Origin of the sequence: Micromonospora sp. 067-2 (assembly GCF_046549295.1) — a bacterium.
Classification (GTDB): domain Bacteria; phylum Actinomycetota; class Actinomycetes; order Mycobacteriales; family Micromonosporaceae; genus Micromonospora.
The window spans coordinates 270,163-283,576 of sequence record NZ_JAJPWB010000003.1 but is presented as its reverse complement, the minus strand read 5'-3'; the positions used below and the strand labels follow the sequence as shown (position 1 = coordinate 283,576).

Genomic DNA, 13,414 nt, shown 5'->3' with positions numbered 1-13,414 from the left:
CGGGTACGGGACAATGAGGTACGTGACGACGATCCCCAACGTGCTCGCCAACCGGTACGCCTCTCCCGAGTTGGTCGCCCTCTGGTCCCCGGAGGAGAAGGTCCGGATGGAACGGCGGCTCTGGCTCGCCGTGCTCCGTGCACAGCGTGACCTCGGTGTGCCGGTGCCCGACGGCGTGGTCGAGGCGTACGAGCGGGTGCTCGACCAGGTCGACCTCGCCTCGATCGCGGAGCGGGAGCGGGTCACCCGGCATGACGTGAAGGCCCGGATCGAGGAGTTCAGTGCGCTCGCCGGGCACGAGCACGTGCACAAGGGCATGACCTCCCGGGATCTCACCGAGAACGTCGAGCAGCTTCAGGTGCGCGCCTCGCTGGAGTTGATCAGGGATCGGGTGGTGGCGACTCTGGCCCGCCTGGCCTGGCTCGCGCACGAGCACTCCGAGCTGGTGCTGACCGGTCGTTCGCACAACGTGGCGGCGCAGGCCACCACGCTGGGCAAACGCTTCGCGTCGGCGGCGGAGGAGCTGTTGATCGCGTACGAGCGGCTGGAGGACCTGATCACCCGTTACCCGTTGCGCGGGATCAAGGGACCGGTCGGCACGGCCGCCGACCAGCTCGACCTCTTCGACGGCGACGCCGACAGGGTGGCCGAGCTGGAGCGCCGGGTGGCCGAGCACCTCGGTTTCTCCCGTGTGCTGGACAGCGTCGGGCAGGTCTATCCCCGGTCGCTGGACTTCGACGTGCTGGCCGCGCTGGCGCAGACCGCCGCCGCGCCGTCGTCGCTGGCCACGACCATCCGGCTGATGGTCGGCCAGGAGTTGGTGACCGAGGGCTTCAAGCCGGGCCAGGTCGGCTCCAGCGCCATGCCGCACAAGATGAACACCCGTTCGTCGGAGCGCGTGAACGGCTTCGCAGTGATCATCAGGGGCTACCTGTCGATGGTCGGCGAGCTGGCCGGCGACCAGTGGAACGAGGGGGACGTCTCCTGCTCGGTCGTCCGCCGGGTGGCTCTGCCGGACGCGTTCTTCGCCGCCGACGGGCTGTTCCAGACCTTCCTCACCGTGCTCGACGAGTTCGGCGCGTACCCGGCCGTGATCAACCGGGAGCTGGAGCGTTTCCTGCCCTTCCTGGCCACCACGAAGATCCTGGTGGCGGCGGTCCGGCGCGGCGTCGGCCGGGAGGTCGCGCACGAGGTGATCAAGGAGCACGCGGTCGCGGTGGCGCTGGCCATGCGCGAGAAGGGCGCCCCGGAGAACGACCTGTTCGACCGCCTGGCGGCCGACGGCCGACTCAGCCTGACGCGCGCCGACATCGACGCCCTGGTAGCCGACCGCACCGCCTTCGTCGGCGCCGCCCCCGCCCAGGTGGAGGCGGTAACCCGCCGCATCACCAAGGTGGTGCAAAACCACCCCGACGCAGCCACCTACACCCCACCCCCCATCCTCTAACCCCCCACCAACCCCCACCCACTCACCCACCCCACCCGGGTTGATCGTGAAGTTACTGCCATGACTCGCCGAGGCGGAGGGCAATAACTTCATGATCAACGCGTACGAGCGGGGGTGGGGTGGGGTGGGGTGGGGTGGGGGTTAGTCGCCGGTGGGGGTTTCGGCTGCTGTGCGGAGGTTGGGGGCGCTGGCCGGTTCGGCGATGCCGCCCGGGGCTTCCACGACCTCGCCCTGGTGCGCGGTTTCCGCCGCGATCGCGGGCTGGTCGGCGGGCATGACGTCCGGCATGACGGGTACGACGATCACCGCAGTGCCGTAGGCGCAGATCTCCATCCACATCTCGCCGCAGTCCCGGCTGTCGAACCGCATGCCGATCACCGCGTTCGCACCGAGCCGCAGGGCCTCCTCGCCGAGCCGCGCCACCGAGTCGGTGCGCCACCGGGTCAGGTTGTCCGGTGCCATCGGGTCGTACGCGCCGCCGCGCAGGTTCTTGACCCCCTCGCGGTACGGGTTACGCGTCCTGGCCATCGATGACACCACCTCACCGAGAATCTGGCGGATCTCGTAGCCGGGCAGTTGCTCCGTCGTCACGACCAGCACGGTTCGATGCTGTCAGGAGCGACACGACCCGATCGTGTGCACTGTTCACCTGATCGGATGCTGCAAAACGACGCGGCGCGGACGGGCCGACACGCCGCCGGCCATCCGCGCCGCGCTGGCGCTAACCGTCAGACACCGGCCACGGAGGTGATCCAGGCCCGGTTGTACGCAACGCTGCCGTAGTTCTGGATGCTGGAACCGTCGGCGGTGGAGGCGACGCCGACCTGCTGGCCGTTGTAGAACTGCGGGCCGCCCGAATCGCCCCGCCAGGCATTGCCGTTGATCCTGGTGCTCCGGATCGCCTGGCCTCCGTACGCGTCGGTGGCGCTGTTGCTGGTCACCCGGACGGTGGCGGTCTTCAGCTGGCTGGACGCGGAGCACCCGCTGTAGCAGGTCATGCCCCAGCCGTAGATCGAGTTCGTCGAGTTGATCGGCGGGTTGCTGCTGGCCAGGCTCACTGCCGAGGTGCCGACGGTGCTGGAGAGCTGCATGAGGGCGAGGTCGTTACGGGTGTAGGTGGCGCTGACCGTGCGGGTGACGCCGCCCGAGGAGCGGTCCACGCTGCCGACCCGGACGGACATCGTGCCGCTGATGCAGTGCCGGGCGGTCAGCACCCACTGGGCGCCGATCACGCTGCCGGAGCAGGTGAACGAGCCGTTGCTGAGCACGGCGGCGGCCCAGGGTGCGGACGAGACGGTGCCGCCGCCGATGATGGGTTGCGGGCCGGCGGGGGCGGCGACGGCACCGGACGAGGCGCCGAGAACGCCGATCAGCGCGGTGCCGAGCAGAGCGAGCAGGGGACGGATGCGCATCGGGTGGACTCCTTGAACGGGCGGACCCGGGATCGCCGGGTGCGGGAGGGCGCCAGCGGGGATCCCCGTCGACGCCTACATCGAACTGTGTCGATGTACAGTAGGGCGCGCGACGGCCGTTATCAAGGATTGCATCGAGGTTAACAAATGTAACGATTTGGCTACCCGCGGCGCGGTATATCCGCTGGTGAAGGCTCGTTTCCCGCGTGCCGGCCCGCCCGGCAGGCCGGTAATGTTGATCACTGCCTGAACTGCACCCGGCCGGTGCGTCCGCGACGGAATCTGCCAGGTACGCTGGCTGCGCTCGCCCGTTGTGGGTCGGCACCCAACTGCGTACACAGTCAGGAGTGCCCAGTGCCTCGCGTCGTCGTCGACGTCATGCTCAAGCCCGAGATCCTCGATCCCCAGGGCCAGGCCGTCGCAAACGCGCTGCCCCGGCTCGGCGTCAGCGACGTCGCCTCGGTTCGGATCGGCAGGCGGATCGAGATCGATTTCACCGGTGAGCCAGATCTGGCCCGCGCCCGGGAGATCGCCGACAAGCTGCTCGCCAACCCGGTCATCGAAGACTTCACCGTCCGCCTGGTCGAGGCCGACGAGACCGCGGACGCCCGCCCGTGACCGCCCGGGTCGGTGTGGTCACCTTCCCCGGCTCACTCGACGACGGGGACGCGGCCCGAGCAGTCCGGATCGCCGGTGCCGAGCCGGTCCGGCTCTGGCACGGTGACCCGAATCTGCACGGGGTCGACGCGGTCGTGCTGCCCGGCGGCTTCTCCTACGGTGACTACCTGCGCTGCGGCGCCATCGCCCGGTTCGCGCCGGTGATGGAGACGGTCGTGGACGCCGCCCGGGGCGGCCTGCCGGTGCTCGGCATCTGCAACGGCTTCCAGATCCTCTGCGAGGCGCACCTGCTCCCCGGCGCGCTCACCCGCAACCAGCACCTGCACTTCCGCAACCGGGACCAGGTCCTGCGCATCGAGTCGGCCGGCACCGCGTGGACCAACGCGTTCCAGCCCGGCCAGGAGGTGCTCGTCCCGGTCAAGAACGGTGAGGGCTGCTACGTCGCCGACACCGCGACGCTGGACCAGCTCGAAGCCGAGGGCCGGGTGGTCGCCCGCTACGTCGGCGGCAACCCGAACGGGTCGCAGCGCGACATCGCCGCGATCACCAACCCCGCCGGCAACGTGGTCGGCATCATGCCGCACCCCGAACACGCGGTGGAGGCGCTCACCGGCCCGTCGCTCGACGGCCTCGGCTTCTTCACCTCGGTCCTCAAGCACCTGGTGGGGGCGCCGGCATGACCGGCGACGCGATCATCGGTCAGCTCAACCGCCGGTCGGGCGCCCACGAGCGCAGCGAGGAGAGGTCATGACCACCCATCCGGATCCGGTACGGGACACGCCGGAGGCGTACCCCGTCCCGGTGCAGTCGACCGAGCCGCTCCCGGCGCGGCCCGCCGCCGTGGCGACCGCCCCCGCCCACGCGGCTCCCGCTGCCTGGACCGACGGCGTGGACACCGTGCCGCGTGCCGGTGGCACCCCGGGCGAGCTCCAGCCGTACACCGAGCTGGGTCTCCGCGACGACGAGTACGACCGGATCCGGCAGATCCTCGGCCGCCGGCCCACCCAGTCCGAGCTGGCGATGTACTCGATCATGTGGAGCGAGCACTGCTCCTACAAGTCGAGCAAGGTGCACCTGCGCCAGTTCGGCGAGAAGGCTCCGCACAGCGACCGGCTGCTCGCCGGCATCGGCGAGAACGCCGGCGTGGTGCAGATCTCCGACGAGCTGGCCGTGACCTTCAAGGTCGAGTCGCACAACCACCCGAGCTTCGTCGAGCCGTACCAGGGCGCGGCGACCGGCGTCGGTGGCATCGTTCGGGACATCCTCGCCATGGGCGCCCGCCCGATCGCCGTGATGGACCCGCTGCGCTTCGGCGCCGCGGACCACCCGGACACCGCCCGGGTGCTCACCGGCGTCGTCGCCGGCGTGGGAGGCTACGGCAACTGCCTCGGCCTGCCCAACATCGGTGGCGAGCTGGTCTTCGACCCCTCCTACCAGGGCAACCCTCTGCTCAACGCCCTCTGCCTGGGCGTTCTTCCGGTTGACCGGTTGCAGAACAAGGCCGCTGTCGGTCCCGGCAACGTGGTCGTGCTGATGGGCGCCAAGACCGGCCGGGACGGCATCGGCGGCGTGTCGGTGCTGGCCAGCGCCACCTTCGACGAGGGCAGTGAGAAGCGCCGCCCCGCCGTGCAGGTCGGTGACCCGTTCATCGAGAAGCTGCTGATCGAGGCGTGCCTGGAGCTGTACGACGGCCAGCTCGTGGCCGGCATCCAGGACCTCGGTGGTGCCGGGCTGACCTGCGCACTCACCGAGACCGCCGCGGCGGCCGGCACCGGCATGCGGGTCTGGCTGGAGCGGGTGCCGCTGCGTGAGCCGTCGATGGACCCGCACGAGATCCTGGCCAGCGAGTCCCAGGAGCGGATGCTGCTGGTCGTCGAGCCGGACAAGCTCGAAGCGGTGCACAAGACCGCCGAGAAGTGGGGCGTGCTGGCCACCGCGATCGGCGAGGTCACGGCACCGGAGCCGGACGGCCGCCCGGGCCGGCTTCTGATCACCTGGCAGGACCACCTCGTGGTCGACGTGCCGCCTGGCTCACTGGTCGACGACGGCCCGGTCTACGCCCGGCCGATGCGCGAGCCGGCCGACCTGATCCTGCTCCAGGCCGACCGGGCCGAGACGCTGCCCCGCCCGGCCGACCCGGAGGCGCTGCGGGAGACCGTGCTGCGCATGATCGCGTCGCCCAACCTGGCCGACAAGACCTGGGTCACCGAGCAGTACGACCGCTACGTCCTCGGCAACACGGTGCTCGCCCAGCCGGAGGACAGCGGTGTGATCCGGATCGACGAGCGGACCGGGCTCGGCGTCGCGCTGTCGGTGGACGGCAACGGCCGGTACGCCCGTCTCGACCCGTACCACGGCACCAAGCTGGCGCTGGCCGAGGCGTACCGGAACGTGGCCGTGACCGGCGCGAAGCCGATCGCCGTCACGGACTGCCTCAACTTCGGCTCGCCGGAGGACCCGGGCGTGATGTGGCAGTTCGCCGAGGCCGTGCGCGGCCTGGCGGACGGCTGCCTGGAGTTGGGCATCCCGATCACCGGCGGCAACGTCAGTTTCTACAACCAGACCGGTGCGGCGGCCATCCACCCGACCCCGGTGGTCGGTGTGCTGGGCGTGTTGGACAACGTCGCCGACCGGGTGCCGATGGGCTTCGTCCCGCGTGCCGGTGGTGACCACGACCAGCTCTACCTGCTCGGTGAGACGAACGTGGAGCTGTCCGGCTCGGAGTGGGCCTGGGTGACGCACGAGCACCTCGGCGGTATCCCGCCGCAGGTCGACCTGGCCCGGGAGAAGGCGCTCGCCGAACTGCTGGCCGAGGCGGCCCGGGTCGGTCACCTGACCTCCGCGCACGACCTCTCCGACGGTGGCCTTGCCCAGAGCCTGGTCGAGTCCTGTCTGCGTCGCGGCGTCGGCGCGCGGATCGCGGTGCCGGAGCACTTCACCGGCGGCTCGATGCCGTTCGTCTACCTGTTCAGCGAGTCAGCGGCACGGGCGCTGGTGTCCGTGCCGCGTGGCCACGACAAGGCGTTCGCGGCGCTCTGTGCCGAGCGCGGGGTGCCGTTCGAGCTGATCGGCGTCACCGACCCGACCGGCGGTGCGCTGGAGGTGCACGGCCAGTTCCGGATCGGCCTGGACGAGCTGCGGAGCGCACACACCGAGACGCTGCCGCGACTCTTCGGCGGCGCGGCCGCCGTCGAGGTGCCCGCTGCGGCAGCCGGCGTGGCGGGCGCGGTCGAGGCCGTGCCGGTCGCGGAGGCCGAGCCGGTGGCTGCCGAGCCGGTTGATGTGGCGGCGGTGGCCGCCGAGCCGATCGCTGCGTCCGGCCCCGCTCCGCAGACCGGTGCCGTCACGCCGGTTGCCGGGGCGTCGTTCGAGCGGTCCGAGCCGGAGCAGCCGATCACCGCCGAGCCGTCGGGGCCCGATGGGTCGTCCGAGTCGGACTCCGGTGTTCCCGAACCGTCGCCTGACGAGCGCTGAGGCGTTGGCGGCGGCCGTCTACGGCCAACCGGGTTCCGGTGCCCGGTTCGACTGGGGGCTGACCGGGGCGGCCGAGCTCGGCCGCGTGTGCGCGGCGCTGGTGGTGGTGGACGTGCTCTCGTTCACCACCACTGTCGACGTGGCGGTCGGTCGCGGTATGCGCGTGCATCCGTTCCCGTGGGGTGAGCAGGCCGCCGAGTACGCGTTGCGGGTCGGCGCGGTGGCGGCGGTGAGCCGCCGGCGGGTGACGGCGGACCATCCGTGGTCGCTCTCGCCTGCCGCGCTGGGCTCCGCGCCGATGGTGGCGGACCTGGTACTGCCCTCCCCGAACGGCTCGGCGATCAGCGCGGCCGCCAGCGCCACCGGGCTGCCGGTGGTCGCGGCGTGCCTGCGTAACTCCCGCGCCGTCGGCCGCTGGCTGCGCCACCAGGGGTACGGCGCGTCGAACGCACCGATCGGGGTGATCGCCTCCGGGGAGCGGTGGCCCGACGGGTCGCTGCGCCCGTCGGTGGAGGACCAACTCGGTGCCGCCTCCGTACTCGACGCTCTCTCCGGTGTGCCGGGTGGGCTCTCCGTGGAGGCCGCGATGGCGCTCGCCGCGCTGGCCAGCACCCCGGACGTTCCTGCGGCGGTGCGCGGCAGCGTCTCCGGGCGCGAGTTGACCGAGAGTGGCTTCGCCGAGGACGTGGAGGTCGCCGTCCGGGTCGGCGTATCGGACGTCGTCCCGGTGCTCCGCAACGGCGTGTTCTCTGCCGCCTGACGCGCGCCTGGCACTGGCCGCCGCTCGGATCGAGTCGACTTCCCGGTCGGGGGTGTCCCCGTGGGCGGAACGCGCCGACGTCAGTGATCGCGAGCGGATCTCAATGCAGAGAAGACGGCCACCCGGAGATCCGGGTGGCCGTCTTCTCTGTCGAAGGCGGTGCGGTCTGTCAGTCGTCCAGCCAGTCGAGGCGTCGGCCGCCCCGCTCGGTCGGCGGCGGGCCGTCCGGTCGGGTCCGACCGGCCTGCTGGTCGTAGCCACCCTGCTGGTCGTAGCCGCCCCGGTCGTCGTAGCCGCCGCGCTGGGGCGAGGGCTCCTGGCCGTAACCGCCCTGGTCGTACCCACCGGCCTGCTGGCCGTAGCCACCCTGCTGGTCGTAGCCGCCCCGGTCGTCGTAGCCGCCGCGCTGGGGCGAGGGCTCCTGGCCGTAACCGCCCTGGTCGTACCCGCCCGCCTGCTGGCCGTAGCCACCCTGGTCGTACCCGCCGGCCTGCTGGCCGTAGCCGGCGGTCGGCTCCGCGGGCCGGCCGCCGTACGGAGCCGGGTCGGGCTGGGCGTAGCCGTGGCCCTGCTCCGGCTGGTAGACGCCGGTGGCATACGGGTCGGCCGGTGCCGGGTACTGGGTGCTGTCGCCGGTGTATCGACCCGTCGGCTCGTCGAAGCGCTCGCCGTAGGCCGGACCGCCGGCAGGTGCCGGCGGGTAGCCGGCCGCACCGGCCGGGGCCGTGTAGTCCCGGCTGCCATAGCCGCCACCCGAGGCCGGCGCGCTGCCGTAGCCACCACCGGAGGACGGCGCGTTGCCATAGCCACCACCGGGCGCGGCACCGTAGCCGTCACCGGCCGCGCCCGCACCGTAGCCACCCTCGGGGGACGCCGCCGTGCCGTAGCCGCCGCCGGAGGCAGGTGCGTTGCCGTAGTTGCCGGCACGGTATCCGCCGGACGCCGGCTCGTCGCCGTAGCCGCCGCCCCAGCCCTGCTGACCGGCCGAGCCGTACGGCTGCGAGGGCGCGGCGTACGGGTCGGGCGGAACGTCGTCGACCACCGGGCGGTGCATCATCGTCGGCGCCTCGCTCAGCGCCGCCCCGCCGACCATGGTCGGGTCCGGTCCGCCGGCCCGGTTGACCGGCCGGGCCGGGTCTCCGCCGCGGTAGGCGCCCCTGGCGGCCGGCACCGCGCCCGCTGGGCCGGTGGCCTCAGGGGCCTCGTCGTCGCCGCTCTCCTTGCGCTTCATCCAGAGCAGCACGATGGTGCCGACACCGGCGGCCACGAGCAGGCCGCCCAGCAAGATGATCAGGTACGAGCCGAAGCCGCCGCCATCGTCCTCGTTCTTGGAGGCATTCGCCGGTGCGCCTGGACTGGCCTCATCGGTGGCCTCATCCTCGTTGCCACCCTCGGTCGCCTCGGCGGTGGGGACCGCCTCGGCGCTGGCGGACGGGGTGGGGCTCGGCGTCACCTCGGTCTTGATCTCCAGGCTGATGCGCTGCCCGTTGATGGACTGGCCGGCTGCGGCGTTGATGGTCTTTCGGCCGATGACGTTGTCGAAGGTGGCACCGAGCGCGAGCCGGCCGGGTGTGATCGGATCGCCGGTCGTGCCGGTGAAGCTGAAGTTGCCGCTCCCGTCGCTGATGGCGTCGTGGCGCTTACCCCCACCGTCGAGGAGCACCACCACGGCGTTCGGCACCGGGTTGCCGTCGGCCTGCTTGACGACCTTGCCGGAGACGGACTTCACGGTCTGGTTCGACGGCGGCGGCGGTGGCGCGGCCTTGCCCTTGACCGTCAGCTGAACGGTCTCGGTATCCGGGCCGGAGGCTGCCTCGACGGCCACGGTGATCGAAGCGGTCGCGTCGGCGGCGCTGTCGTTGGCCGCGATCCTGACCAGCTGAGACTTCGCGTCGGTCGAGCCGGGGTTGAACGTGACATCGCCGCAGCCGCTCGCGCAGGTGACGCCCGACGGCAGGCCGGAAAGGCTGATCTTCGCCTGGGTGTCGCCGTTGCCGGGCTTGACCTGCACGGTGATCGTGGCGTCGCTGCCGGCGTTGACAGAGACCGAGCCGGGCGACACGTCGATGCTCGCGGCCAGGGCTGGTGTGGCGGGGACGGCGAGCAGAGCGCCGGCAACCAGCGCTACGACCACACCGGCCCGCTGATACCAGGCACGTCGGTGTGTTGACACGTCCACCGCCTTCCGGGACTGACTTCCCTTGACCGGCGGGGCGCCGGGCCGGGGATCATCACGGTTCGAATACGCCGTCGGCAACTATGCCTTGTCCAACTGGATCGGCGCGACCCAGGGCCAGCGTCGCGTGATTTTCCTGCGGGTCGTATCGTCCCGTCGTGTCCTCTCCGTACAGTAAGTCCGCCGCCGTTGCGGCCGCGTTGTCGGCATTCGACGAGGGCCGTACGCCCGAACGGTTGGTGCTCCGGGAGGCGGTCCGGTCCTTGTTGGTCGTCCTCGCGGAGCGTGCCCCGGGCCGATCGGTGGAGGTGCGCGTCCCACCATACGGGGCGATCCAGTGCGTTCCTGGTCCTCGACACACCAGGGGAAACCCGCCGAACGTGGTCGAGATGGCTCCGGACACCTGGCTGGCGCTGGGTACCGGGCGAATCGGGTGGGCGGAAGCGGTTACCGACGGTCGCGTCCAGGTGAGCGGTGTTCGCGCGGACCTCTCCGCGTATCTGCCCCTCTAGCTGCCCGGATGTCCGGGTGATCGTCACGCTCGGCAGGGAAATCGTGACTTTCTGTATTGACGGCGATTCGCGTACACTGTCAGGCGACGACAGTGGTCCCGGCCGAGGAGTGTGGATCCGCCCCGTGATCCCCGCCAGGCCGGTCCAGACCAGCATGAGGGAGCGGTAGGTGCCCCGAGGCGACGGCCGGCTGAGCCACGACCTTGACCCCCAACGACCCGGTCCCCAGGATGCCTGTGGCGTCTTCGGCGTCTGGGCCCCCGGCGAAGAGGTCGCAAATCTGACCTATTTCGGCCTCTACGCCCTGCAGCACCGCGGCCAGGAGGCGGCGGGCATCGCGGTGAGCGATGGCTCTGGCGTGGTGGTCTACAAGGATCTCGGCCTGGTGGCCCAGGTCTTCGACGAGCCCACCCTGGCCAGCCTTAGGGGCCATCTGGCGATCGGGCACGCCCGCTACTCCACGACCGGCGCCTCGAACTGGGAGAACGCCCAGCCGACCATCCGGTCGACCAGCTCGGGCACGACCATCGCGTTGGCGCACAACGGCAACCTGGTCAACACCGCCGAGTTGGAGAAGGAGGTCGCCGAACGCGGCCTGGTCGCGGACGGCTCCACCAACGACACCTCCCTGGTGACCATGCTGCTGGCCAGCCGACCGGACCTGTCGGTCGAGGCCGCCGCACTGGAGGTGCTGCCGCAGCTGCGGGGCGCGTTCAGCTTCGTCTTCATGGACGAGTCGACCCTCTATGCGGCCCGCGACCCGCACGGCGTGCGCCCGCTGGTGCTCGGGCGGCTGGAGCGCGGTTGGGTCGTGGCCAGTGAGACCGCCGCCCTGGACATCGTCGGTGCCAGTGTGGTGCGCGAGGTCGAGCCGGGTGAGCTGATCGCGATCGACGAGGACGGGCTGCGCTCCACCCGGTTCGCCGCACCGGAGCCGAAGGGCTGCCTCTTCGAGTACGTCTACATCGCCCGACCGGACGCCACGATCGCCGGGCGCAACGTGCACTCGGCGCGGGTGCAGATCGGCCGGCAGTTGGCCAAGGAACACCCGGTCGAGGCCGACCTGGTGATTCCGGTGCCGGAGTCCGGGACCCCGGCCGCGATCGGCTACGCGGAGGCGTCCGGCATCACCTACGGCGCCGGCCTGATGAAGAACCCGTACGTGGGGCGCACCTTCATCCAACCGTCGCAGACCCTGCGCCAGCTCGGCATCCGGCTCAAGCTCAACCCACTGCGGGAGAACGTCCGGGGCAAGCGGCTGGTGGTCGTGGACGACTCGATCGTCCGCGGCAACACCCAGCGGGCCATCGTCCGGATGCTGCGTGAGGCGGGGGCGCTGGAGGTGCACGTCAGGATCTCCTCCCCGCCGGTCCGGTGGCCGTGCTTCTACGGCATCGACTTCGCCACCCGGGCGGAGCTGCTGGCCAACGGGTTGGACACCGACGGCATCCGGCGCTCCATCGGAGCCGACACGCTGGGTTACGTTTCGCTTCCCGGCCTGATCGCCGCGACCGAGCAGCCGAAGACCCGGCTGTGTCGGGCGTGTTTCGATGGGGAGTACCCGATCGAGCTGCCGGCCGGCAACCTGATCGGCAAGCACGTGCTCGAAGGGGTGGGCCGACGGGTCGCCAACTCGGCGCCGGAGGCCCCGCACACCAACGACACGCTCGTCACCACTCCTGGTGGCGTGACCGCAAACCGCCCGTAGCACCAACCGGCGCGGCCCGGCCATCGCCGGCGCGGCACCGAGAACCACAAAGGGGAGAACCGTGACGCACGTGTCCGAGCGCAGCGGCGCAGGAAGCAGCCCGACCGGCGCCGGCGGCGACCGCCAGCTCTGGACGGCCGGCGCCAGCCGTCAGGCGCGCAAACGCTCGGTCTCGTACGCCGATGCCGGGGTCTCCATCGACGCGGGCGACCGCGCGGTGGAGCTGCTCAAGTCGAAGGTGCGCCAGACCCGCCGCCCCGAGGTGCTGGGTGACCTCGGTGGCTTCGCCGGCCTGTTCCGACTGGACACGACGAAGTACAAGAGCCCGATCCTGGCGTCCTCCACCGACGGGGTGGGCACCAAGCTGGTGATCGCCCAGCAGATGGACATCCACGACACGGTCGGCATCGACCTGGTCGCGATGGTCGTCGACGATCTGGTGGCCTGTGGTGCCGAGCCGCTGTTCCTGCTCGACTACATCGCCACCGGCGAGGTCGTACCGGACAAGGTCGCCGAGATCGGCGCGGGCATCGCCGACGGCTGCCGCTACGCCGGCTGCGCGCTGCTGGGCGGGGAGACCGCTGAGCACCCCGGCGTGCTCCGCCCGGACGAGTACGACATCTCGGCGACCGGCGTCGGCGTGGTGGAGGAGGCCGACATCCTCAGCCCCGAGCGGGTCGAGGTGGGCGACGTGGTGATCGCCATGCGCTCGTCCGGTCTGCACTCCAACGGCTACTCGTTGGTTCGGCACGTGCTGCTCGGCGCTGCCCGGATGCGTTTGGACATCGTCATCGACGACTTCGGCCGGCAGCGGACCCTGGGTGAGGAACTCCTCACTCCCACCAAGATCTACGCCAAGGACTGCCTCAAGCTGATCGCCGAGGCCGAGGTGCGGGCGCTGTCCCACATCACCGGTGGCGGCATCCCCGGCAACCTGGTCCGGGTGCTGCCGGAGCACGTCGACGCGGTGGTCAACCGCTCCACGTGGAAGCCGCAGCCGATCTTCGACCTGATCCAGTCGAAGGGTCGGATCGACGACCAGGAGATGGAGTCGACCTTCAACATGGGCGTCGGCATGTTCGCCATCGTCTCGGCCGAGGACGCCGACCGGGCGCTGGCCACGTTGACCGGCCGTGGGGTCGAGGCGTGGCAGGCCGGCGAGATCATCGAGGGCACCGGCAACGTGCAGATGGTTGGCCAGCACACTCGCGGATGATCACGCTCTGGTGATCGTACGGGCACCTGATCAGGGCTTCACCCGAGTGGCCAATGCCGCCTAGCCTGAAGGGCACCCTTCAGGGACGGTC

At 71.1% G+C, this 13,414-nt stretch carries 11 protein-coding genes; 8 read left to right on the top strand and 3 right to left on the bottom strand.

Annotated features, from left to right (window positions below):
- Positions 1-22: 22 nt before the first annotated feature.
- A complete protein-coding gene (purB, locus tag ACLJN9_RS08025) occupies positions 23-1,447 on the top strand; it encodes an adenylosuccinate lyase (RefSeq protein ID WP_410810458.1) in 1,425 nt (474 codons plus the stop codon).
- Between the two features lie 141 nt (positions 1,448-1,588).
- Here purB and ACLJN9_RS08020 read toward each other — a convergent pair whose 3' ends face one another.
- Both ACLJN9_RS08020 and ACLJN9_RS08015 read right to left on the bottom strand, forming a co-directional pair.
- Positions 1,589-2,047 (bottom strand): YbjQ family protein, encoded by a 459-nt coding sequence (locus tag ACLJN9_RS08020; RefSeq protein WP_410810457.1) that lies wholly within the window; start codon positions 2,045-2,047, stop codon positions 1,589-1,591.
- Positions 2,048-2,175: 128 nt separating this feature from the next.
- Positions 2,176-2,859, bottom strand: coding sequence for a S1 family peptidase (locus ACLJN9_RS08015; protein ID WP_410810456.1), 684 nt, complete (start codon positions 2,857-2,859; stop codon positions 2,176-2,178).
- A 354-nt stretch (positions 2,860-3,213) separates the two neighbouring features.
- Here ACLJN9_RS08015 and purS point away from each other — a divergent pair, with 354 nt between their 5' ends.
- From purS to ACLJN9_RS07995, 4 genes are all read left to right on the top strand, one after another.
- Positions 3,214-3,477 (top strand): phosphoribosylformylglycinamidine synthase subunit PurS, encoded by a 264-nt coding sequence (purS, locus tag ACLJN9_RS08010; protein WP_410810455.1) that lies wholly within the window; start codon positions 3,214-3,216, stop codon positions 3,475-3,477.
- Positions 3,474-4,157, top strand: coding sequence for a phosphoribosylformylglycinamidine synthase subunit PurQ (purQ, locus tag ACLJN9_RS08005; protein ID WP_410810454.1), 684 nt, complete (start codon positions 3,474-3,476; stop codon positions 4,155-4,157). Before purS ends, purQ begins: the two co-directional genes overlap by 4 nt.
- A 67-nt stretch (positions 4,158-4,224) precedes the next feature.
- A complete protein-coding gene (gene purL / locus ACLJN9_RS08000; RefSeq protein WP_410810453.1) occupies positions 4,225-6,951 on the top strand; it encodes a phosphoribosylformylglycinamidine synthase subunit PurL in 2,727 nt (908 codons plus the stop codon).
- Positions 6,896-7,711, top strand: coding sequence for a 2-phosphosulfolactate phosphatase (locus tag ACLJN9_RS07995; RefSeq protein WP_410810452.1), 816 nt, complete (start codon positions 6,896-6,898; stop codon positions 7,709-7,711). Before purL ends, ACLJN9_RS07995 begins: the two co-directional genes overlap by 56 nt.
- Positions 7,712-7,880: 169 nt before the next feature.
- Here the strand turns inward: ACLJN9_RS07995 and ACLJN9_RS07990 are convergent, their stop codons facing one another.
- A complete protein-coding gene (locus ACLJN9_RS07990) occupies positions 7,881-9,884 on the bottom strand; it encodes a hypothetical protein (RefSeq protein ID WP_410810451.1) in 2,004 nt (667 codons plus the stop codon).
- Positions 9,885-10,045: 161 nt separating this feature from the next.
- On the opposite strand from ACLJN9_RS07990, the gene ACLJN9_RS07985 reads away from it, so the two are divergent.
- The 3 genes from ACLJN9_RS07985 to purM all read left to right on the top strand — a co-directional run bounded on the left by ACLJN9_RS07985 (position 10,046) and on the right by purM (position 13,323).
- Positions 10,046-10,399, top strand: a complete 354-nt coding sequence (locus ACLJN9_RS07985) for a sterol carrier family protein (protein WP_410810450.1) — start codon at positions 10,046-10,048, stop codon at positions 10,397-10,399.
- 169 nt (positions 10,400-10,568) lie between these two features.
- Complete coding sequence (purF, locus tag ACLJN9_RS07980; protein ID WP_410810449.1) at positions 10,569-12,107, top strand: amidophosphoribosyltransferase; 1,539 nt, start codon at positions 10,569-10,571, stop codon at positions 12,105-12,107.
- Positions 12,108-12,168: 61 nt separating this feature from the next.
- Positions 12,169-13,323 (top strand): phosphoribosylformylglycinamidine cyclo-ligase, encoded by a 1,155-nt coding sequence (gene purM, locus ACLJN9_RS07975; RefSeq protein WP_410810448.1) that lies wholly within the window; start codon positions 12,169-12,171, stop codon positions 13,321-13,323.
- Positions 13,324-13,414: the final 91 nt, after the last annotated feature.

Excerpts from the sequence above, each read along its gene's own strand:
- ACLJN9_RS08015 (WP_410810456.1), bottom strand. The coding sequence starts at position 2,859 with ATGCGCATCCGTCCCCTGCTCGCTCTGCTCGGCACCGCGCTGATCGGC.
- purL (WP_410810453.1), top strand. The coding sequence starts at position 4,225 with ATGACCACCCATCCGGATCCGGTACGGGACACGCCGGAGGCGTACCCC.
- ACLJN9_RS07995 (WP_410810452.1), top strand. The coding sequence starts at position 6,896 with ATGGGTCGTCCGAGTCGGACTCCGGTGTTCCCGAACCGTCGCCTGACG.